This window comes from Ruegeria sp. HKCCA5839, from assembly GCF_013035585.1.
GTDB lineage: Bacteria > Pseudomonadota > Alphaproteobacteria > Rhodobacterales > Rhodobacteraceae > Ruegeria.
In genome coordinates, this window is the sequence record NZ_WQIE01000001.1 from 1 (window position 1) to 21,929 (window position 21,929).

At 56.8% G+C, this 21,929-nt stretch carries 22 protein-coding genes; 16 read left to right on the forward strand and 6 right to left on the reverse strand.

Annotated elements, in window-relative coordinates; all coding sequences use genetic code 11:
• The first annotated feature begins 373 nt into the window (after positions 1–373).
• Positions 374–967, forward strand: a complete 594-nt coding sequence (locus GOV38_RS00005; protein WP_170608710.1) for an ankyrin repeat domain-containing protein — start codon at positions 374–376, stop codon at positions 965–967.
• 14 nt (positions 968–981) lie between these two features.
• Complete coding sequence (locus GOV38_RS00010) at positions 982–1,461, forward strand: YHS domain-containing (seleno)protein (protein WP_170608711.1); 480 nt, start codon at positions 982–984, stop codon at positions 1,459–1,461.
• 19 nt (positions 1,462–1,480) lie between these two features.
• Here the strand turns inward: GOV38_RS00010 and GOV38_RS00015 are convergent, their stop codons facing one another.
• Both GOV38_RS00015 and GOV38_RS00020 read right to left on the reverse strand, forming a co-directional pair.
• Positions 1,481–3,685: an adenylate/guanylate cyclase domain-containing protein gene (locus tag GOV38_RS00015; protein WP_171207174.1), complete on the reverse strand. Its 2,205-nt coding sequence runs from the start codon at positions 3,683–3,685 to the stop codon at positions 1,481–1,483.
• A gap of 966 nt (positions 3,686–4,651) precedes the next feature.
• Positions 4,652–5,743 (reverse strand): tyrosine-type recombinase/integrase, encoded by a 1,092-nt coding sequence (locus GOV38_RS00020; RefSeq protein WP_171207175.1) that lies wholly within the window; start codon positions 5,741–5,743, stop codon positions 4,652–4,654.
• Between the two features lie 139 nt (positions 5,744–5,882).
• On the opposite strand from GOV38_RS00020, the gene dusA reads away from it, so the two are divergent.
• From dusA to GOV38_RS00045, 5 genes are read left to right on the forward strand one after another with little or no spacing between them, the layout of a single operon-like run.
• Complete coding sequence (gene dusA, locus GOV38_RS00025) at positions 5,883–6,884, forward strand: tRNA dihydrouridine(20/20a) synthase DusA (RefSeq protein ID WP_171207176.1); 1,002 nt, start codon at positions 5,883–5,885, stop codon at positions 6,882–6,884.
• A 30-nt stretch (positions 6,885–6,914) separates the two neighbouring features.
• Positions 6,915–7,739, forward strand: coding sequence for a sulfite exporter TauE/SafE family protein (locus GOV38_RS00030; protein WP_171099890.1), 825 nt, complete (start codon positions 6,915–6,917; stop codon positions 7,737–7,739).
• Complete coding sequence (locus GOV38_RS00035) at positions 7,736–8,518, forward strand: hypothetical protein (RefSeq protein WP_171207177.1); 783 nt, start codon at positions 7,736–7,738, stop codon at positions 8,516–8,518. The genes GOV38_RS00030 and GOV38_RS00035 overlap by 4 nt, the downstream gene beginning before the upstream one ends.
• Positions 8,519–8,552: 34 nt before the next feature.
• Complete coding sequence (locus GOV38_RS00040; RefSeq protein ID WP_171207178.1) at positions 8,553–9,281, forward strand: STAS/SEC14 domain-containing protein; 729 nt, start codon at positions 8,553–8,555, stop codon at positions 9,279–9,281.
• 12 nt (positions 9,282–9,293) lie between these two features.
• Positions 9,294–9,647 carry a nuclear transport factor 2 family protein gene (locus GOV38_RS00045; protein ID WP_171207179.1) on the forward strand — a complete coding sequence of 118 codons (354 nt, stop codon included), beginning with the start codon at positions 9,294–9,296 and terminating at the stop codon, positions 9,645–9,647.
• On the opposite strand, the gene GOV38_RS00050 is transcribed toward GOV38_RS00045, so the two are convergent.
• Genes GOV38_RS00050 through ccmI form a run of 3 tightly spaced genes read right to left on the reverse strand, consistent with a single transcriptional unit; the run spans position 9,644 to position 11,579 of the window.
• Complete coding sequence (locus GOV38_RS00050; protein WP_171207180.1) at positions 9,644–9,877, reverse strand: DUF1289 domain-containing protein; 234 nt, start codon at positions 9,875–9,877, stop codon at positions 9,644–9,646. The two genes, GOV38_RS00045 and GOV38_RS00050, sit on opposite strands and share 4 nt — an antisense overlap.
• 17 nt (positions 9,878–9,894) lie before the next feature.
• Positions 9,895–10,359 (reverse strand): Holliday junction resolvase RuvX, encoded by a 465-nt coding sequence (ruvX, locus tag GOV38_RS00055; RefSeq protein ID WP_171099881.1) that lies wholly within the window; start codon positions 10,357–10,359, stop codon positions 9,895–9,897.
• Complete coding sequence (gene ccmI, locus GOV38_RS00060) at positions 10,356–11,579, reverse strand: c-type cytochrome biogenesis protein CcmI (protein ID WP_171207181.1); 1,224 nt, start codon at positions 11,577–11,579, stop codon at positions 10,356–10,358. Before ccmI ends, ruvX begins: the two co-directional genes overlap by 4 nt.
• 175 nt (positions 11,580–11,754) lie before the next feature.
• Here ccmI and GOV38_RS00065 point away from each other — a divergent pair, with 175 nt between their 5' ends.
• The 9 genes from GOV38_RS00065 to GOV38_RS00105 all read left to right on the forward strand — a co-directional run bounded on the left by GOV38_RS00065 (position 11,755) and on the right by GOV38_RS00105 (position 21,299).
• Complete coding sequence (locus GOV38_RS00065; protein ID WP_171099877.1) at positions 11,755–12,999, forward strand: sarcosine oxidase subunit beta family protein; 1,245 nt, start codon at positions 11,755–11,757, stop codon at positions 12,997–12,999.
• Positions 13,000–13,225: 226 nt separating this feature from the next.
• A complete protein-coding gene (locus GOV38_RS00070) occupies positions 13,226–13,555 on the forward strand; it encodes a sarcosine oxidase subunit delta (RefSeq protein ID WP_171207182.1) in 330 nt (109 codons plus the stop codon).
• Positions 13,556–13,622: 67 nt separating this feature from the next.
• The gene (locus tag GOV38_RS00075; protein ID WP_171207183.1) at positions 13,623–16,637 is read left to right on the forward strand and encodes a sarcosine oxidase subunit alpha family protein; all 3,015 of its coding nucleotides are present in this window, start codon (positions 13,623–13,625) and stop codon (positions 16,635–16,637) included.
• Positions 16,630–17,202: a sarcosine oxidase subunit gamma gene (locus GOV38_RS00080; protein WP_171207184.1), complete on the forward strand. Its 573-nt coding sequence runs from the start codon at positions 16,630–16,632 to the stop codon at positions 17,200–17,202. Before GOV38_RS00075 ends, GOV38_RS00080 begins: the two co-directional genes overlap by 8 nt.
• A 919-nt stretch (positions 17,203–18,121) precedes the next feature.
• Positions 18,122–18,412 carry a hypothetical protein gene (locus tag GOV38_RS00085; protein ID WP_171207185.1) on the forward strand — a complete coding sequence of 97 codons (291 nt, stop codon included), beginning with the start codon at positions 18,122–18,124 and terminating at the stop codon, positions 18,410–18,412.
• An 11-nt stretch (positions 18,413–18,423) separates the two neighbouring features.
• The gene (locus GOV38_RS00090; RefSeq protein WP_171207186.1) at positions 18,424–18,864 is read left to right on the forward strand and encodes a hypothetical protein; all 441 of its coding nucleotides are present in this window, start codon (positions 18,424–18,426) and stop codon (positions 18,862–18,864) included.
• Between the two features lie 162 nt (positions 18,865–19,026).
• A complete protein-coding gene (locus GOV38_RS00095) occupies positions 19,027–19,626 on the forward strand; it encodes a superoxide dismutase (RefSeq protein WP_171130184.1) in 600 nt (199 codons plus the stop codon).
• A gap of 394 nt (positions 19,627–20,020) precedes the next feature.
• Positions 20,021–20,539 (forward strand): hypothetical protein, encoded by a 519-nt coding sequence (locus GOV38_RS00100; RefSeq protein WP_171207173.1) that lies wholly within the window; start codon positions 20,021–20,023, stop codon positions 20,537–20,539.
• A gap of 307 nt (positions 20,540–20,846) precedes the next feature.
• Positions 20,847–21,299 carry a host attachment protein gene (locus GOV38_RS00105; protein WP_171207187.1) on the forward strand — a complete coding sequence of 151 codons (453 nt, stop codon included), beginning with the start codon at positions 20,847–20,849 and terminating at the stop codon, positions 21,297–21,299.
• A 40-nt stretch (positions 21,300–21,339) separates the two neighbouring features.
• On the opposite strand, the gene GOV38_RS00110 is transcribed toward GOV38_RS00105, so the two are convergent.
• The gene (locus tag GOV38_RS00110) at positions 21,340–21,891 is read right to left on the reverse strand and encodes a TIGR00730 family Rossman fold protein (RefSeq protein ID WP_171207188.1); all 552 of its coding nucleotides are present in this window, start codon (positions 21,889–21,891) and stop codon (positions 21,340–21,342) included.
• Between the last annotated feature and the right edge of the window lie 38 nt (positions 21,892–21,929).

A 21,929-nucleotide genomic window follows, 5' to 3' on the forward strand; every position in this document is an offset into this window, starting at 1 on the left:
TCGTTCAAGCCGCAAATTCACCAAGTTTTTTTAGCGAATGGCAGAAATGTCCGCGTAGCAGACATTCACTGAATTCTGCCGAACGTCTGCTCCGAGCCCAAAGCAGACCTTCTCGACCAGTAAATCTCGCCGCTGCAGCATTACTTCTCGTTAACCGGAGCGTCGCGGCGCAGATTAAAGACCGGACATTCATGCTGGCTGCGGCGAAATTCGGAGGCACTACGCTCCGTCGCGGACAAAACACTCGTTGTCTCTGGGGCCGCTGCATGGACTAAACCCACTCGATCGAAACCGTCTTCAACACCGCAGCGAATAAGCCGTCGTTGCGCGCAACAGCGGCTCATTGTAGACTTCAAACAGGGGAGGTAGATCCATGCGTTGGATTATTGCCATCTTTACAACGGCATTCTTTATACTTGGGCCCGCTCAAGCAGGTCAGTTATTCGATGCTGCAAAGCAGGGTGATACAGCGACCGTTAAGGCTCTGTTGGAAAGCGGTACCTCGGTTGATGAGCGGGGGCCCAACAAGGCTACGCCCTTGATTGCTGCTGCGTTGGCTGGAAACACCGAAACCGCTGCGGCTCTGATCGAAGCAGGGGCTGACGTGATGGCGCGTAACCACAGCGGTTTCACTCCACTTCACGCGGCTGCCTTCGGCGGTAAGATTGAGACAGCGCAGCTGCTTCTCGCCAAAGGCGCAGACGTGAATGGACGCATCAACAGGGCCGAAAAGTCACCCATCTTCATGGCGGCCGATGAGGGTCATATCGAGATGATCGAGCTACTGCTCGACAACGGTGCGGATATTGTGACACTCGATAACGATGGCTTTTCGGTTCTAATCCGAACGATGTTCCGTAAACACTATGATATCGTTGGGCTGCTGAAGCAGAACGGAGCCACTTGCCCCCCGCCAGATGCCTTCGGCCCGGAATTTCACCGCCTGTGTTTGGAGGCAGGCACATAAGGTAAGGTCAAAAAATGAACTTTCGACTTCTGATGAGCGGGCTGTTTTTTGCAAGCATGACCACGAGTGCGCTGGCGGATGAGCCCATCAACACTGGGCCTTTCGGCGATGTTGCAATCAAGGGTTATGATACTGTTGCCTATTTCACCGAAAGCCGTGCGGTAAAGGGATCAAGTGAGTTCGCATATGATTGGCTTGGCACGCCATGGCACTTCAACAGCGCAGAGAACCGCGAACTGTTTAAGTCTGACCCAACCAAATACGCTCCGCAATATGGCGGGTATTGCACATTAGGTGTCGGCCTTGGGGCCAACGCGTCCGAAAACATCGACCCAGTAAATTCGTGGCGGATCATCGATGGGAAGCTTTACTTTATATCGGACCCGACCGGAGCAGAAATGCTGGACCACCCAGAAGGGGAAGCGGTGATCGCCAAGGCGGATGCGAATTGGGAGAAGACCAAGCCGCTGGCAGCCAAGGATTACTCTAATTGACGCGCACCTCGGATGATGGTCATCCGCCAGGGCTAAAGTGAAACAGAATATGCGGGTTGATGTAGCTGTAAGGCTCGCTCGCCCCGACCTCTTCTTCGGCATTTTTGTAGACCATGCCACAAGCCGGGCGACCAAGCGAAAGACCGGGTTGTTGTAAGCACAATGTGTCGTCTTTCACAAATGCCGATCCAGTGACAAACAATGTGGATGCGCGCAAGGCCATACTTCCGTTCTCTGAAATCTGCATCAAGCCGGGTCCGCGGCCTTCGAAGTTTCCCTGCCATACGTTGCCGTCTATCAGAGCGGTAACCGCGTCGGCAGATAGCTTTTCGCGAGCGCCAGGTTGAAAGTCGAAGGGCCATTCCTGCACGCCCGCAGTCAACATTGCATCAATGATCCGATCGAGTTCTTCCTGCTTCCGAAAATGCGCAAACAAGACCTTGTAGAGTTGCGCCGAAGTATGCGGAGCAAATTCGGCCACCTCGTCTGCAGTTGCTTGCGCCTTTTGCGTCTGGCCAGCCTCTCCATAGGCGGCCGCGAGGATGTTAAAGTAGTCCTCAATACCTTGAGAATTGCCTTTTATCTCCTCAAGGATTTCGACGGCACGTTGGGGACGCCCTGTCAGAATATATGACAAGCTTGCGATCTGACGTGCATAGCCCGGCAATAGTGGGTTGAGACGCAGAGCCGTTTCGAAATTCTCGATCGCCTCTTCATGTCGGCCGTAGAATGTTTGCGCAAAGCTCAGCGCAAGATAAGCAGATGCTTCACCGGGGGCCTTCTCGACAGAAAGCTGCGCCGAGCGCATCGCTTCCTCATACCTTCGATCCACAGTCTGCAACTCGCTTAATACGGCAAAAGGCATCGCCGCATCGGGATCAATTTCTAAGGCACGACCGGCATGTTCGTAGGCGCGTTTCCGGGCGACCGGAAAGGGCAGCACATCGTCATAGTTACGGCGCATGATCAATGCCTCGGTGCGGGCCTGTGCCGCGAATGCCCTGGCAAAAGTCGGGTCGATTGCGGTTGCGTCCGAATAGAGGCTCAACGCTTCGCGCAGCCCGGGCCGAAACCCGCTGCGAGCGGCTTCTTCGGCTCTGAGAAAGAAGTCATATGCTTCCAGATCCGTTGTAGGTAGGCGTTCGATCCGCTCCTTTTCGGACACACTCACATCCACACCAAGTTGATCAATGATCTCATTTATCAGGCCAGCTTCCATGGAGAAAATATCGGCTTCGTCTCGCTCCAACCGCTCGGCCCATACTGTCTGCCCGCTGCTCACATCTGTCAGCCGCGCGTTGACCAAAAGCCGAGTTCCCGCTCTGCGCACGCTGCCTTCGAGAACATAGCCCACCCCCAACTCGCGACCGATGGCCCTGCTGTCGATTGTCCGGTCCCGATAGGAAAACGCGGTGTTGCTGCCGATCACCATCAGCCCGGCGACTTTCGAGAAATCTGTAATCAGATCGTCCGTGAGCCCATCTGCGATGTAGCGTTCCGCGTCTGGCAGCCCGAGGTTTTCAAAGGGCAACACAATGAGAGAAGGCAGCCCGTCCTCTGCTGCGATAATTTCACTTTCAGCGCCGCCGAAAAGGGCAACTATGCCATCACGCAATATAAAAGCGGCACCTGAAAGAATCGCTATTACGGCCACCGCCGTGACAGCGCGTCGAACTTTGAAGCGAGACAGTGAAGTGTATCTCGAGCCATTCGGGTCCGCCATCCGAAATACCGTGAGAGGCTCAGGTATGTTTTTGACCCGGTGGACACCCGCAGATTCAAATGGCTTACTGACTTTGCCGCGCGTGTGTTCGTAAACCTCGCGCGAGATGCAGATGCCTCCGGGCGTAGCTAGGGGTTCCAGGCGCGCCGCAATGTTAACACCGTCTCCGTAAATGTCGTCGCCATCGATGATCAGATCTCCCAGGTTGATACCGATCCGCAATTCGATACGCTGGTGGGGATCAATGGTGTCGTTTTTGTCCTTAACCGCCTCCTGTATCTGGATCGCAGCCTCCACGGCATCAACAACGCTTGCAAATTCGGCCAGCAGTCCGTCGCCGATAAGCTTGACGATCCGCCCGTTCTTTTCATCTATCAAACGGGTGAGGATGTCTTGGCGCACCGTGGTCAAACGTTCGAAGGTGCCCACCTCATCCTCGGCCATCATACGGCTGAAACCGACTACGTCTGCGGCGAATATGGCGGCAAGCCTGCGTTCCAAGGTTTGCCCCTCTCCTCCAAATATGGGCAGTACTGCGAAGGTAACACTGAAAAAACGTGACGGAAACTGCGCTCGCTCAAAATATTTGGCTGGGCGGGTGCTTGTCGTTCAAAGGTACGGTGGCGCAATAAGCCAATTGTCTCCGCAGCAGCATAATGCAGCTTGCTCCGCATTTGAGACACTATATCCGAGCGAAGCGAACGGCCTGATTAAGTTTTTGCCTATATGCATGATTTGAACGTCCGGTATCGAGAAATCGTGCTGCGCTGTCGCGGGTGATACCGTGACACTGTCGAGCAATCGATTTGATTTTCGCTGCGCCAGCATCGGGCGGCTTTGTCCGCAACTCGGACATAGGTCCTATTAAAACCAACGTCCGGTTCCAGTTGCTTTGTGGACATCCGATAATAGTGCTCAGTTGACCGCGTTGAATGAGTAGGTGCTCCATTTCTCGTCAAAATGCGGCGTCGCTATCGACTCAAAGCGTTCCGTGATAACCTCGGCGAATTTAGTGGGGGGAAATCCCGATGGAGTATTATGACCTCGGCGCCTACACCCGTACAGGTTGCACATGGTCGCGAAGACTACGGCTAAGAAACGGTTTGGCCAAGTGATAGACGTTCGCTAATTGTTCCCATTGTGCCCGCGTCGATTCCACCTGTCAGACCGCACCCGTCGAAACCATTTCGCAAGATGAAAGATGCCGCGCGCGATCATCAGCTTGTGACGCTGCGGTGTTTGATCTGCTTCAAGCGGATGAATTACCTAGCTTCTGATTTAGTCGGCATAGTTGGGCCCGACTGGCCGGTGCATCACGTGCCATTCGGTTGCCATAAGCATGGGCGCGATTGTGTTGATGTGAAGGTATGGTCGCCAGGCTTGGAGCATTTAGGAAAACTACCGATCCGCAGACCGGCACGAGTTATACAGACATGGAAGACTGTCATGTTGGGGGATGACTAGCAGCTAGCCTTCGCAGACGCGATCGAGCCAGGGCCAACTTTTGAACCTATCGCCGCTTGCGCGGATGTGGCTGTATCTTTGCAGGCTCTGCCAGCTCCTATGGCCTGAAACGCTTGCGGCCTGCGGGATCGTATACGCCATTTCAAACAAGCGGCTCACGCCTTCGTGCCTCAAATCGTGGAACCGAAGGTCATCAATCCCATATAGGCTGCACGCCCGTGTGAAGCTGGCAGAAACAGTGTCAGAGTGGTAAGGGAATATCCGCTTTTCGTCGTTCTTTCGCGGCATTGAATCTATCACTTTCATAGCCTCAGCTGGCAACTCGCACCAAGTATCGTTGCCGATCTTTTCGCCTGGGTGCTTCATATCCCGAACAAGAACCCGAGAATTCTGCGGTTCGTAATCGTCCCAAGTGATGCGTGTTATCTCGCTTTCTCGTCGCGTAGAGAAAATGGCGAAGACAACAACTTTGTGCATCGGCAGAGACCGGCCGCGAAGGAATCTCTCTTCAAAGTGTGTAAGGAGGGTGTCGAGTTCGTCGAGGGTTGGTCGCCGGTCTCGACTTTTCGACTTAGATATGATCCCGAGCGATTTGCCAACCTTCACCGCGTCTTTGATTTTCTGATGATCTAACGGCATTCCCCAGGCGGGCATAGCGATGTCAAAGACCGCGCTCAAATGTGACATATAATTGCCGACAGTCGAGGGTGATCCAACATTGGGCCGCTCGAAAATGAGGCGCGCAAATTCCACAAGGTCTACGCTGGTTATGTCGCCACATTTCTTGTTCGATATCTCGTATTCGTTTCTGATCGTCCGCAGCACCTGAGCTTTTGTATCCCCAATCGCTCGCTCTTGTTCATCAATATATCGATCAATCGCGTCACCCAGCGTCACGCTCGGTTTAATCACGGAATCCAGCCCGCCGGGTGCCTTCAACTCTTTTTCTTTGCGGTCCATCCAAGCTTTGGCGGTCGGCCTTCGATCAAATGTTCTGCTTGTTTGGTAGACGATCTTGCCGTCTTGCTTTATGAGAATTTGTGCTCTGAAGCTGGTTGTTCCGTCTGCGCGCTTGCGCTCAACAATGCTACCCATGAATGCCTTTTTCAGTAGTCCAAACAGTAAAATCGTAGTCCATGGGGACTACTGGAGAACACAAAACAACGTAAAATAGCGAAAAACAACAAAAAATAATTGAGGAAATTCGGCAGGCAGTAGAGTTGAAAAGCAAGCTATGACGTTGAAAAAAAACAAATATATGCTATCCGTTGCCCCGATGATGGATTGGACCGACCGTCATTGCCGGTACTTCCACCGCCTGCTGAGCGCTCGGACGCTGCTCTATACAGAGATGGTCACGGCACCTGCGTTGGTGCGCGGTAGGGCGGTGCATTTGTTGGCGTATAGTCCTGAAGAACATCCCGTGGCGTTGCAATTGGGGGGCTCGGATCCGCAGGAACTGGCGCAGGCGGCAGTGTTGGGGGCCCAGGCTGGCTATGATGAGATCAACCTCAATTGCGGATGCCCGTCGGATCGGGTGCAGTCGGGGACGTTCGGGGCTGTTTTGATGAAAGACCCCGCGCGGGTGGCAGAGTGCGTGGCCGCGATGCGAGAGGCGGTGGATGTCGATGTCACCGTCAAATGTCGCATCGGGGTGGATGATCAGGATCCCGAGACCGTCTTGCCTGAATTTCTGGACCGGATCCGCGCGGCCGGGTGTCGGCGCGTGACGATCCATGCGCGCAAGGCTTGGTTGCAGGGGCTCAGCCCCAAGGAAAACCGGGATATCCCACCTTTGGACTATGATCTTGTCCACCGGATGAAAGCGGAGTTTCCAGACCTGCATATCTCGATCAACGGCGGGATCACTTCAATTGCGCAGGCCAAGACCCATCTTGAGGCGGGGCTGGACGGGGTGATGATCGGACGGGCGGCCTATCACCAGCCTGCAGATATTCTGGCGAGCGCCGATCCGCAGATCTTTGGTGCGGGCGAGGTCGCCGATCCGGTGGCGGTTGTCCATAAGATGGTGCCTTATGTCGAACGTCACCTTGCCAGCGGTGGACGGTTGCACCAGATCACCCGGCATATGCTGGGGCTGTTTGCCGGACGTCCTGGTGCGCGGGGATGGCGGCGTGCGCTGTCAGAGGGCGCGGTGCAGGACAAGGCTGGCCCCGAGGTGATGCTTGACGCGCTGGCCCGCGTGACGCAGACGCAAGTGAAACAGGCGGTGTAAGACGGCCCCGGTGCCGTGGATGGGGGAATGATGCCCGAAACGATGTTGCTGGCCCAGATGCTGGGCCTTTTGCTGGTGATCGGTGCATTGGCCGGAGTGCTGGCAGGATTGTTGGGCGTGGGCGGCGGTATCGTGCTGGTGCCTGCGTTCTTTTATGCCTTTCAGACGCTTGGATATGGTGGCCCGCAGTTGATGCAACTGTGCCTGGCCACGTCGCTGGCGACCATCATTGTGACCTCGGTGCGCTCGGTCCTCAGCCACAACAAGAAAGGCGCGGTAGATTGGGAGATCCTGCGCGGTTGGGGGCCCGGCATCGCAATTGGCGCGATGGTTGGTGTTCTGGTGGCATCGGCGCTGCGGACCGAATGGCTGCAGGCCCTGTTCGGTATTCTGGGTGTGGTCATTGGCCTCTATCTGGGGCTGGGTCGGTCGGAATGGCGCTTGGGTGATGCGATGCCCAAGGGGGTGCGCCGCGCGATCCTGTCGCCTGTCATGGGGTTTCTGTCGGTGCTCATGGGGATCGGAGGTGGCAGCTTTGGTGTGCCGCTGATGAGCCTTTACAACACACCGATCCACCGCGCCGTGGCCACCGCTGCCGGGTTTGGCGTAATCATCGCGGTGCCTTCGGTGCTGGGCTTTTTGTTCGTGCCGATTGCGCCGGAACACCGCCCGCCTCTGACCATCGGAGCGGTGAACCTTGTCGCGTTTGTCATCGTCATAGCCATGACCACCGTGACGGCACCTTGGGGGGTCAAGCTGGCGCATGCGATGGATCCAAAGCCGCTCAAGCGCGTGTTTGCCGTGTTCCTGACGCTTGTGGCTCTGAACATGCTGCGCAAAGCGCTGGGCTTTTGATCGGCTTTGACGATACGGGCTGGATCAGGTTCCCAAAAGACCCGGCTCTGTTGGATTGGATCCGCCACGCTTTGCCCGCCGCACGCACCGCAGTCACTGACCCGACCAATGCGCGCTGGCTGGAATGCGAAGGCACGTGGTTTATTGGCGTCGATGTTCTGGACAATGATCCGCAGGGCCGAGTGGGACAGTCAGGGCCTCTGGCCGGGCAGGCGATGACATTCGTTGCCGAAAGATACGGAACGCTTCCGTTGCACAAAGGGCAGGTTTCTGTGATTTATCCGGGGTATCCACGTCCCCGCGCGGGTGAGAGCGCGGCGGCTGCACGTTATCGTCGCAACCGCGACGCCGCCCATGTGGATGGGTTGCGCCCCACGGGGCCGGATCGTCGCCGCCGGGTGGAAGAGCCGCATGCCTGGATACTGGGTATCCCGCTGACCGAAGCCAGCGCTGACGCCGCCCCCATGGTGGTGTGGGAGGGCAGTCACAAAGTCATGGGCGCAGCTTTTGCCCAGGCGCTGGAAGGCAAGCCGCGTGACAGGATGCATCTTGAGGACATCACTGACATCTATCAGGCGGCACGGCGCAAGGTGTTTGACAGCTGCCCGCGTATAAAACTGCCTGCAGCGCCGGGTGAGGCATACATTTTGCACCGCCATTGCCTTCACGGGGTTGCACCCTGGGGTGAGACGGCGACAGCCGGGCCCGATGGAAGAATGATCGCCTATTTCCGACCCGAATGCGCGGGCGGTGTAGCCGAGTGGACCGAATCCCCGTAACCTCTTGCCATTGTTGGTTTGGGAGGTTGTTGAAATGATTTCTATTCAGGTGAATTCCGACGGCTCGATCATCGAAGCGGAGCTGTCAGGAGAGGTGACCAGCGCGGACTATTCCTCAAAACTGGTTCCAGCGATCGAGACGGCGCTTGCAGACAACGATTCTGTGCGTCTGCTGGTGATCGTGACGCCGGAATTCAAAGGGTATGATCTGGGCGCCGCGTGGTCGGATACAAAGCTTGGCCTCAGTCACTGGCGCGGGTTTGACCGTCTGGCTGTTGTGGCCGACCAGGGTTGGGTGCAGACCAGTGTGCGCCTGGCGGCGCCAATCCTGCCATGCCCGGTACATATCTTTAGTTTAGAAGAACTGGAAGAGGCCCGCAGATGGATCCGCGAATCCCTTGGTGCGATCCATGTAACGGATTTGGGTGGGCCTTGCGTTCAGGTCAGCCTGATGGGGAAGGTTGACTCAGCCGAATACGCGCAGGCGCAGACGGACCTGGATGCCCTGCTGCACGAGCGCGAAGGGTTCCGGCTGTTGATCGACCTGCGCGAATTTGACGGTTGGCAGGGGCTGACGGCCATGGCATCGCATTTCCGCTTGGCTGCGGGTCACATCGGGATGCTGGATCGCGCTGCCATTGTCGGGGACAAAGCCTGGCAGAAAATGGCGCAGCGGATGGCAAGCCATGTCTTGGGAACGCGCACGCAATATTTCTCATCGGACGAGTATGAGAATGCCAAGTCTTGGCTGGCATCAGGATAAGGGGTCGGAAAGATGTCGATCCGCCAAGAGCTTAAAGCCGTGTTTGAAGCCTATGTTGCGGCCTACCGACGGTTGGACGCCAAAGGCTGCGCAGCGTGTTTTACACCAGACGGGCAGCTTTTTTCTCCGTTCGGTCATGCCAAGGGGCAGGGTGCAATCCAAGCCTTGCATGCGGACTGGCTTGCCGAAGGGGGCGAGACCAAAGAGATGTCGATTTTGGATGCGCACCAATCTGGAAACACCGCCTGGTGTGTTGCGCAATACTCCGAAAGTGACAGTGACGAACGGGGCGTTTCGGTCAATATCCTTGGCCGTCAAGCCGATGGAACGTGGCGCATTCGGGTGTGCAGCCTGAACGAAGACTAGTCGCGAGTCAGTCGAGCGGCACGCCCGCCACGGCGTTTTGCCAGACGCGGCTTGCGGTCGGGCAGGTCCTGCATGATTTTTGCCCGTTCCGAACTGTCCATTTTGGACCAGCGGGTGATCTCATCGATGGTGCGGTAACAGCCGGTGCAAATACGCTCGGTCGGATGAACGACGCAGATCTGGATGCAAGGGCTTTCGACCTCGTTCCGTTTCCAAACCATTTTTGTCATATCTGTGTTCCGATCCATCAAAGAAAGCGCAGCCGATCCAGCGCGCCTTGCAGAATATAGCCTGCCGCCACGTGATCAATAACCTCTCCGCGACGTTTTCGTGTCGTATCCGCCTCGAGCAGTGCTTTTTCTGCCGCAACCGTGCTCAGCCGTTCGTCCCAGAACCCGATTGGTATTTCGGTCAAACGTGAAAGGTTTCGTGCAAAAGCGCGGGTCGATTGACAGCGCGGGCCCTCGGATCCGTCCATATTGCGCGGCAGACCAAGAATTATGCCTCCGATCTCGCGATCGGCGATGATTTCAAGCAGGCGGGCCGAGTCCAGCGTGAATTTCTTGCGCCGCACCGTCTCCAGTGGGCTGGCGACCGTGCGCATCCGGTCGGACACCGAAACCCCGATGGTCTTTTCGCCCAGATCGAGCCCCATCAGGGCTGTCATCGGGGCCAGAGATCCGACGAAATCTTCGAAGACGTCATGGATCATTTGGCAATCCCTGCACGCAGCGCGGCTTCTTCGATCAGTCGCAACGCTTCTGGGTCATCGGCAAAGACTGTTTCGGCCTCGTCCCGGATCGCGATAGCGCGCCCGGCTTCGCCCAACACGCCAAGAGCTGCGATCAGACGTGCCCAGTCTTGTGGCGATCCACCTTCGGTTGCCAGCCGGTCGGACAAATTGTTGACCATCCCTCGGATCATTTCTTGCCGCTCTTCGGGGGTCATTTCGGCGGCAGCGTCGACATCTGCCTGTGTCGGGCCTGGCGCAGACGGGCTTAGGTTCGGCGCGTTGAAGACACCGGCCCGGAAGGCAAGTTCATCCAGTTGGGCACGTATGGCCTGAACCCAGGGTGCGTCTGCCGGGGATGTACGCACAATGTCCACCCACAGGCGGTAGGCCAGATCAGGGCGCCCGGTCTGTGCCAGCATCTGCCCCATGTAATAGCGCGCAGGCCCCAGGTCCGGGTTGCGTTCCAGCGCTTGGGCCAGGGCCTGCTCAGCCTCGGGTGAGACATAACCGCCGGCCGCAAGGATCATCATCTCGGCCAGATCCGCATAGTTTTGGGCACTCGCCGCGTCGCCGGAGAGTTCGATCACACGGGTCTGAGCCTCATAGCCAGCTTTGAAATTGCCTACATTGGTTTCGTGCTGGGCCAACAAAATGTGGCCCTGCAGATCATCCGGCCTTTGCCCGACCGCATCGCGCAGCTGAGTCAAAAGCGTCTGGTACTCTTCCGTCAAAGCGCTGGGCTGTGCTGGTGGCGCTGCTGCTTCGGCGGCTGTCTGGCTTGGGCGGTTCGCGTGGAACTCGGTCGCCAGAGCAATCCGCTCGGCCAGGGGCATGTCGGGAAAGCCTACCGCGCCCATCTGGCGATACATCAGCATCGCGCCTGCGATCAGGAAGGCGCCAACACTAACCAGCGTGATGACGGTAACAGCGCGCGACGGGCCGGTGCCGGAATGCTCGCCTTGCATCTGAGCATCGGCGGCCAGAATCCGACGCGAGATCTCGGTCCGGACACGCTCGGCATCCTCGTCACCGATCACTCCACGGGCCAGATCACGATCCACGCTTGCCAATTGCTCGCGATAGACGCGCAGGTCATAGGCCGCTGCGGGCTCGCCCTGGCTGCGCCCACGCAACAACACGAATCCCAGAAAACCGCTGACCACAGCCGCGATGAAAAAGATGAGAATCCAGAACGTCATCGTCCCTCCTGACCCAATGCTTCGATTTAGACCTCTGAGGACTGCGAAAAAAGAGGCAAAAGACCGCGAAGCGCGCTCATGTCGCAATAGTGCGATATTGCGGCGCTGCATGGCACGGCTAAAATGTCGCCGCGCGGCATATCTGCGCCAATCACCGAACCGGATGGATTCGCTCATGAAACACTACTCAGCTTTTGCTGTTGCCCGAGAAGCGTTGCGCTATCACACAGGGTGGGAACGCGCCTGGCGCTCGCCCCAGCCCAAGAAACGTTATGACGCAATTATCGTGGGCGCTGGCGGGCATGGTTTGGCGACGGCATATTATCTGGGTCGGAACTACGGCATCCAGAATGTGGCCGTGATCGAAAAGGGCTGGCTGGGCGGTGGCAATACCGGGCGCAACACGACGATCATCCGGTCGAACTATCTGCAAGACCCGTCTGCGGCGCTCTATGAAAAAGCGCGCAGCCTCTATGAGGACCTGAGCCAGGAGCTGAATTACAACATCATGTTCAGCCCGCGCGGGGTGATCATGTTGGCGCAGACCCAGCATGAAATTCGCGGCTATCAGCGCACTGCGCATGCCAATGCGTTGCAAGGGGTCAAGACCGAATGGATCGGGCCCCAGCGCGTGAAAGAACTGGTGCCGATCATCAACCTCGATGGTCCCCGCTATCCGGTTCTGGGCGGGCTCTGGCAGGAACGCGGCGGCACCGCGCGCCATGACGCGGTGGCCTGGGGCTATGCGCGCGCCTGTTCGGCCATGGGGATGGATATCATCCAGCAATGCGAAGTGACCGGCGTGCGCTCGGACAATGGCCGGGTCGTCGGGATCGACACCACCAAAGGCGCCATCGATTGTGACAAGCTGGGCATCGTGGTTGCGGGCCATTCCGGTCAGTTGGCCGAGATGGCGGGCTTTCGTCTGCCGCTTGAGGCCGTGGCGCTACAGGCGCTGGTGTCAGAGCCGATCAAGCCCTGCATGGATGTGGTGGTCATGGCCAACACTGTGCACGGGTATATGTCGCAATCCGACAAGGGCGAAATGGTGATCGGTGGCGGTACCGACGGGTTCAACAACTACACCCAGCGCGGCAGCTTCCACCATATTGAAGAAACCGTCCGCGCATTGGTTGAAACCTTCCCGATGATCTCACGCCTGAAGATGCTGCGGCAATGGGGCGGGATCGTGGACATGACCGGTGACCGCTCGCCCATCCTGTCGAAAACGCCGCTGGGCAATTGCTTTATCAACTGCGGCTGGGGCACCGGTGGCTTCAAGGCCATTCCGGGCTCGGGCTGGGGCATGGCACAGCTGATGGCCACGGGCCATTCACCCCTTACCGAAGCCTTTACTCTGGATCGCTTCAAGGAGGGTCGCTTTATTGACGAAAGCGTGGCCGCCGGGGTGGCGCATTGATGTCAGTCGACACCATCTCCACCGCTATCGCTTGCGTCGAACCATTCAGAACGGTTCGGCCTGCGGCTGCGTTGTCGAGCGGTTTTGCGTTCTTCGGATCGAAATATCAGTGCGGCCACCAACGAGATTGCGGCAAGGGTACAAATAACAGTCAAGAAAATTGTAAAAATATCCATCCGCTCAATTTGCGCGTGTGGAGTGCGAAAATCAAGCAAGGAGTGGCGCAATGCTGATCCTGAGATGCCCCTGTTGCGGAGTCGACGCAGAAGAAACCGAATTGGCCGCCGGTGGCGAAGCGCATCTTAAGCGTTTTGGGCCGGGATCGTCCGATGACGATTTCCACGACTATCTGTTCATGCGCGAGAACCCCAAGGGCGTACATTTCGAGCGCTGGCGCCACGCCAATGGCTGCGGCAAGTGGTTTCATGTCGCCCGCTGCACCCGGACGCTCGAAGTGTTCGGCACCTATTCCGCCCAGACGACAGAACCCCCGCAAGAGATCAAAGACACCATCACCGCAAAACGCCCAGGCTGGACCTGGAGAGAGTTCTCGTGATGCTTCATCTTTTCCAAAATACTCCCGCCGGAGGCCCTGACGCCTCCACCTGCGAAAGGTCCGCAGCATGAGCACCCGCCTGACAAAACAGGGCCGGCTTATCGACCGGTCAAAGAAGATCTCGTTCACCTTCAATGGCACAACGATGCAGGGCTATGCGGGGGATACGCTGGCCTCGGCGCTTCTGGCGAACGATCAGATGATGATGGGCCGGTCGTTCAAATACCACCGCCCGCGCGGTGTGGTGGCCAGCGGCGCGGAAGAGCCCAATGCTCTGGTCGGTTTGGGTCAGGGCAATCGGTTTGAACCGAACCAACGGGCCACCACGACCGAGCTGTTCAATGGTCTGATATCGGTGTCGCAGAACCACTGGCCCAATCTGGATTTCGACATCGGTGCGGTGAACACGGCGCTGGCGCGGTTTTTGCCAGCGGGCTTCTACTACAAGACGTTCATCCACCCAAAACCGTTCTGGAAACATATCTACGAGCCGTTCATCCGTCAGTCTGCGGGCTTGGGCAAAGCGCCTGACAAAGACAGCCGGGATGCGGACACCTATGAGCATTTTTATGCCTTTACGGATGTTCTGGTAATCGGTGGGGGCGTTGCCGGTCTGCAAGCCGCCAAGGCGGCCGCTCAGTCCGGTGCCAAGGTGATGCTGATCGAGCAAACGGCCCATTGGGGCGGGCGTGCTCCGGTAGACGGCGGAAGCGTTGACGGCCAACCTGTGGATAAGTTCGTGGAACAATTAGTTTCCGAATTGGAAACAATGAAGAACGTCACCCTGCGAAACAGATGCATGGGGGCAGGCGTTTACGATCATGGCTATGCGCTGGGATACGAGCGCCTGACCGACCATAACCCCGGCATGCAAGTCCCGCGTCATCGCTTGTGGCGCATCCGGGCCAAGCAGATCGTAACAGCCACGGGTGCTATCGAACGCCCGTTGTCATTCGCGGGGAACGACGTACCCGGTGTGATGCTCGCGTCGGCGATGCGCGACTATCTTGTGAACTGGGGCGTGGTTCCGGGCGAACGAGTGATCATCGCCACCAACAATGATGACGCCTATCGCAGCGCAATCCTGCTGAAACAGGCAGGTGTGGATGTTCTGCGTGTGGTTGATGCCCGCGCCACCGCCGGTCCACTGGCGGAAGAAGCGCGGCAACTGGGTATCCGCGTTGATCCCGGCAAGGCGATTGCAAAGGTCAAGGGCGGTAAGCGGGTCAAATCGGTGCAATTGTGCAATCAGGAGGGTATCGGCGGCGCACGCGAAGAGGTCGAGGCCGACGCGGTTGCGATGTCGGGCGGCTGGTCCCCGGTGGTGCATCTTTGGTCTCATTGCGGCGGCAAACTGATTTGGGACGAGGCGCAAGCGCATTTTCGCCCCGATCCGACGCGTCCTCCGCTGGGCGCAGATGGCGAAGGCTTTGTCATTGCTGCTGGCAGCGCAAATGGGCCTCTGGCGCTGGGCGACATTCTGGCCGATGCCGATGCGGCAGGCAAAGCGGCGGCCAAGGCGGCGGGGCACAAGCCCAAGCGCGCGAAGGCTCCGGTGGGTGAGGCCAGTTCCGAGGCTCCGATGGAGCCTGTATGGCTGATGCCCGCCAATGCTGACATCCAACTGCGCGGTAAGGCATGGCTGGATTTTCAGAACGATGTCAAAGTCTCGGACGTACAACTGGCCGCGCGCGAAGGCTATGAAAGCGTCGAACATACCAAGCGATACACCACGCTGGGCATGGCGACAGATCAGGGTAAACTAAGCAATATCAACGGTCTGGCGATCCTTGCTAATGCGCTTGATGCTGAGATTCCTCAGGTCGGAACAACCACCTTCCGCCCGCCCTATACCCCGATTTCGATGGGGGCCATCGGTGGCGAAGCGCGGGGCGAGGTATTCCAGCCGATCCGCCAAACCCCGATGCATGACTGGCACGACAAGCATGGCGCTGATTGGGAGCCCGTGGGCCATTGGCGCCGGACATACGCCTATGTCCGACCCGGCGAGTCGGTGCATGATGCGGTGAACCGCGAGGTTAAAAACACGCGCGAAAACCTTGGCCTGCTGGATGCCTCGACCCTTGGCAAGCTGATCGTCAAAGGCCCCGATGCGGGCCGTTTCCTGGACATGATGTACACCAACATGATGTCCACGCTGAAGGTCGGCAAATGCCGCTACGGTCTGATGTGTTCCGAGAATGGTTTCCTGATCGACGATGGCGTTGTGGCTCGGATCGATGAGGATACCTGGCTCTGCCACACAACCACAGGCGGAGCGGAGCGCATTCATGGCCATATGGAAGAATGGCTGCAGACCGAGTGGTGGGACTGGAAAGTCTATGTCGCCAATGTGACCGAGCAATATGCGCAGGTCGCCGTGGTCGGCCCCAATGCCCGCAAAGTTCTGGAAAAGCTGGGCGGTATGGATGTGTCGAAAGAGGCGCTGCCCTTCATGGAATGGCGCGATGGCAAGATCGGTGATTTCGACTGCCGCGCTTACCGAATCTCTTTCTCGGGTGAGCTGTCCTATGAGATCGCGGTACCCGCAAGTCAGGGTCAGGCGTTCTGGGACGCGCTGATGGAGGCGGGTCAGGAGTTCGGCGTGATGCCCTATGGCACCGAATGCCTGCACATTCTGCGAGCCGAAAAGGGCTTTATCATGATCGGGGATGAGACCGACGGCACCGTGATCCCGCAGGATCTGGGGCTGCATTGGGCGCTGTCCAAAAAGAAAGAGGACTACTTGGGTAAACGCGCCCATGACCGCAGCCATATGACCGACCCAGATCGTTGGAAACTTGTGGGGCTTGAGACTGTGGATGGATCGGTTCTGCCCGATGGGGCTTATGCCGTGGGCGAGGGCGTCAACGCCAACGGCCAGCGCAACATGATCGGGCGTGTGACGTCGACCTATTACTCGGCCAATCTGGGCCGGGGCATCGCCATGGGCTTGATCAAACACGGTCCCGACCGGATGGGCGAGATCGTCGAGTTCCCCGGCACCGATGACAAAATCTACAAGGCCAAGATCGTGGACCCGATCTTCTATGACAAAGACGGGGAGAAGCAGAATGTCTGAACCCATCAGCGCACTGAACCACGCCAGTTATGACGGGATCGCAAGCGTCAAGGAATGTGGTCTGCAAGGCATGATCACCCTGCGTGGAGACCTGTCCGACAAGCTTCTGGCCAAGGCCGTAAAAGATGCTACCGGTCAGAAAGTGCCAGGTCAGCGCGAGGCTTTGGTCAAAGGCGACACGGGTGTCTGCTGGATGTCTAGCGACGAGTTGCTGGTGCTTGTTCCCTACGCCGAAGTGGGCGCAAAGCTGTTGGCCATGACCACAGACTTGGGCGGAGCGCACGCGTTGGCCGTCAATGTTTCGGACGCGCGCGCCGTGTTCAGCGTCTCGGGCAGCCATGCACGCGATGTAATGGGCAAACTGGCCCCGGTCGATTTCTCACCTCAGGCGTTTCAACCTGGCCAAATCCGCAGAACCCGCCTGGCACAAGTAGCCGGGGCATTCTGGATGGATGACGCAGACACCTTCCGCGTGGTCTGTTTCCGTTCGGCAGCCGACTACGTGTTCAAACTCTTGAAGACTGCCGCGCAGCCCGGCAGTGAGGTCGGAGCCTACAACCGCTAGGCCCGCCCAGGGGCACCATGAGATAGCAAAATTGTTGCTCGCATCCGCATGCGCTCGGTTGGGAATTGGCAGCGCTGTCCTTTTTTATTGCTTCGGTTTGCCTTGCGTTTTAACGCTCGACATCATTCATCTATAGATAGATTGAATTTTGCTCCCTTAATCTATTGCGAGAATTTTTTCGCTCCGCTATCGTACCCGTAATAAAGAAATAGTGTGCGGATTTTTAAGGGTTTATGCGCAAAAAGATTGCGTCTGCATTGTGTATTGCAGCATTTTTTTGTGTCTTCTTCGGAAACAGTCGCCGAGTCATATTCCGAAAGTTTCGAATGTACGTTTGATCGTGGACTTGCGAACCTACCGACCCCGACACGGGTTGTGTTTTCGGTCGATGAATCTCGGCGCTCTGCATTGTTACGCCAGGTCGATATTCCCGGAATCGTCACCAGCAGGCTTGCAGCAAGCATCGATCGGGATAGCTTCCGCCTTATTTCGATTTCCTGGCCCGGTGACACATACCTGATTGCTGCAACCAATCGGCCCACGCATGCTGGCGATAATCGAAGCAGAATTCGCGATTTAAGATTAACAGAGTTTTCCCTTTTTCTTGATCGGGGAAACAACCAAGCCATCGTGCGATCGAAGGTCGCTGACGGGGCTTCTCTGATCGGAAACGCAAAGGGGAAGTGCGTTCCCGTAGATCTCAACAATTGAAAGCAAACAAAAGGGTACGTTTTTGAAAACAAAGGTTATTGCATTTGCAATTGGTGTTTCGCTTTTACCGTTAACGGTTGCAGCGCAGTCCTACAAAGAGACATTTGAATGTAGTTTCGCAAAAGGTCTTGCAAACCGGCCAACCCCTTCGAAAGTTGTCTTCTCAGTGGATGAATTTGGTCGATCTGTTGTTTTGCACGACGTCGAGATGCCCAAGATCACTACAAGGCCCGGTACGGGGCGGGTCAAACGCGACACGTTGCGCGTTTTGTCGATCGCTTGGAGCGGTGAAACATATGTTTTCGCGGACAGTGGGCGGTCATATGCGTCCAACGAGTCTAGATACGATGCCGTTGATCTTCTGGATGTCGATTTCTCGCTGACACTGGATCGTCGAAACATGAAAGCGATCGCGAAATCGAAAACTTCGGTGGCCTATGCCTCGCGAGATGGTTTTGCCGATGGCTCCTGCACGAAAATCTCAAATCCAAACGGCTAATAGGGGACGAAATGAAAACGAAACTGCTTACGATAGCATTTGCTATGATGGCCTGCGGCGCAAACGCCGCCGTGCAGAACTATGATTGCCAATTGCACAGTATCGAGGCGCAGGGTTGGATTCCGCAGCGCGTGATCCTGAGCGTTGATACAGACGGCAAACAAGCACGCGCCTTCGACGGCCATATTCGCGAGTCCAACAATCTGGCAGGCTTGGAAGAATTCACACCAGCTAAAGCCAAGCTTAAGACAACCTCGAAGGGCGAGTATCGTCTGACATGGAAGGTCAGATTGTCGTCCAATAGCAGCCGCCGGTACCGCGTGAACTATATTGCGACACTGGATCCACAAACCAACCAGCTGGGCCTGCGGGCGACATTCCCAATGGACGGCCTTTCGAACAGGCCCAGTGGTGAGGGGCCTTGCAAGTTGATCGAAACAAGCCTTTTCTGAATACGCAAAGTGATCAAAAGGTCGCGCGCTGATCAAGATGGCCGCGCGACCCACAACGTTTGACGCTGGTGCGGCTTTTCTTGTCTCTGCCCTTGACCTGCGGCCCTTGCCAAAGCATTTAACCCTTGGAAACTGCAACATTCATTTCAACAGGGGGCCGAGATGGCTTTTGAACTTCCTGATCTTCCTTATGCACATGACGCGCTGGCAGCCAAAGGCATGTCGGCCGAGACGCTGGAATATCACCACGACCTGCACCACAAGGCCTATGTCGACAATGGCAACAAGCTGATTGCAGGCACCGAGTGGGACGGCAAGTCGCTGGAAGAGATCATCGTTGGCACCTACGACAAGTCCGCGGTCGCGCAGAACGGTATCTTCAATAATATCAGTCAGTTGTGGAACCACAACCAATTCTGGGAGATGATGGGCCCCGGCGGCAACGCCATGCCTGGTGAGTTGGAAAAGGCTCTGACCGAAAGCTTCGGTTCGGTTGATGAATTCAAATCGCAATTCAGCGCTGCCGGTGCCGGTCAGTTCGGCTCGGGCTGGGCCTGGTTGGTCAAGAACGCAGACGGCTCGCTGGCCGTCACCAAGACCGAGAACGGCGTGAACCCGCTCTGCTTTGGCCAGACCGCGCTGCTGGGCTGCGATGTGTGGGAGCATTCCTACTACATCGATTTCCGCAACAAACGCCCGGCCTACCTGTCGAACTTCCTCGACAATCTGGTGAACTGGGAAAACGTTGCCTCGCGCATGTGATCTGACGAATACCCGTTTGATGGCCCGTCGGCAGAGATGCTGGCGGGCTTTTTGTTTGGAGTGTATTTGCCCGGATCGCTTTTGCTTCTTCTGAAAGTCGTAGCGGAGCCCAAATTGGTGGCTAGCGATCCGTAAGTTGCCACCCCGAACAATTCGACCTGATTGCAGGTAAGGCTCTGTTTATGTTCATAGCGGGAGAACACGCGATCAGCATCGAGCGCAGTCATATATGTGGACCGGAAGGATCGGACTACCTGAGAGCGATTTGACAGGCATTGCGCTTTATATCATTTTTGCAGTTGCAAGACGCTGCCCCCTCGAAGCTTCTTGTAATTTTGTTGACGTCTTGTGAGTAGCAAGCCCGTCATTAGATGAACGCCGGGGGGGGCGTGATATGCGCCAATTTCTGTTAGTTTTTGTTCTTTGTTTGGCTGGATGCGGTGAAGCATCCCGGGGCTTTTCGGAAACAGAATACTTGCAAAATATAGATAATTATTTGCAGGCGGATGATCGTTGTGGAGTACATCGATATGTGGTCTTGCGACCACGTGCTCTTTACCGCGACGACGAGTTATCAAGGGAATTGCGCGATTTTGTGAGGAATTCACGCGAGGAATGCTCCCCACCTGTCAGACCTGGCTCGAATGGTTCAAGAACTGATCAGCAGGGGCCCACTCTAGAAAATGCAAACAATCGCGCTACACGAGCGACAGCCGACAATGGAACCAACAGCGCAGAAACGAACTCAAAGGATTCGGACGAAATAGAACGGGACGAAAATGAGAGTGAAAGCGGCGCCAGCAATGGCAAAGGCAATGGCAACCGCAACGGTAACGGCAAAGGAAATGGCAACGGCAACGGCAACGGCAAAGGAAATGGCAACGGCAATGGCAAAGGAAATGGTAAAAAGTAATCTCGTCCGAGCCAAAAACAGCACCATCGAAACAGCAGTTTTGTCCGCTTAGCAGACCTTGAAAACCGCGTGTACGCCGAGGCGATCTTATCGCTTCACCACAGGAGAAAACCTGCCGAGGCGCCAACTTTCGAGCTGACGCCTATTGTACGGCCCCCCGCAATACCTAGCTATAGTAGGCGGGAGGGAGAAATCCGCCAAACAAGCAAAGACACCGATTGACCTGCGCTGAAACGACTTGGCGCAGTACGGATAAGATGTGTCTGCACCGCAGGGGGCAGCAAGTTTAACCTTGCAGGAGATCACTATGGGAACACTTGAACAGGGAACATGGGTTGTCATCGCCGATGGAGAAAAGGCATTGGTGATGGAGAATGTCACGGATGCACAGGACCCAAATCTGGTTGTTGTGTCGGTTGAAGAACCCGCCAAAACCCCAACCACCCCCCGGGATCGTGCCGGACGACGGTATGATAACGGACCCAGACAGAAGTCGGCGGTGGACGATAGCGGGTGGCGATCTCAGGCCCGATCCCTGTTTGTTCAAGACGTTGCCAATTTGCTGAACCGAAAAGGCCTCAAGGGGCGGTTTGACCGGTTGGTTCTGGTCGCAAGCCCCCATGTTCTGGGCCTGTTGCGCCGCAGGTTGCACAGCAAGGTGCTGAAGAAAGTGGTGGCCGAGGTCGACAAGACCCTCACCAATCACCCGCTGTACAAGGTCGAAAGGCTGTTGACGGATCGGCTGGCAAAGCCTGCCTGATCCGGGTCGCAGGCTCGGGCGGTACAGGCCGCCCGGCGCCTCAGGTCAGATGGGTGCGCAGGGCCGCCATAGCTGTTTCCGCATCCTCGACCCAGGTAACAAATTCAGCCAGTGAGGCATCGGCAAAGCCCTGATCGATCACCTGATCCAGCAGGGCTTTCAACGCATCCCAATAGCCATCCACATTCATCACCAAAATGGGCTTTTCATGCAGGCCCAGCTGTCGCCATGTCAGGGCCTCGAACAATTCATCCAGTGATCCCGGACCGCCCGGCAAGACGACCACGGCGTCGGCATTCATGATCATCACCTTCTTGCGCTCGTGCATTGTTTCGGTGATCACGAAATGGGTCAGGTCGGTCTTGCCGACTTCGCGTTGCACCAGATGCACGGGGATCACGCCAAAGGTCTCGCCCCCGGCGGCTTGTGCGGATCGGGCCACTTCGCCCATCAGGCCCACATCTCCGGCCCCGTAGACCAGCCGCCAGCCTTCCTTCGCCAGCAAGCTACCGAATTGCTGTGCGGCCTGCGTATAGGACAAATTTACACCATTGCGTGACCCGCAATACACACAGACGGACTTCTGGGGCATATTTGCGTTTCTCCGGGCTTGTGTCTGAGGTTTTGACC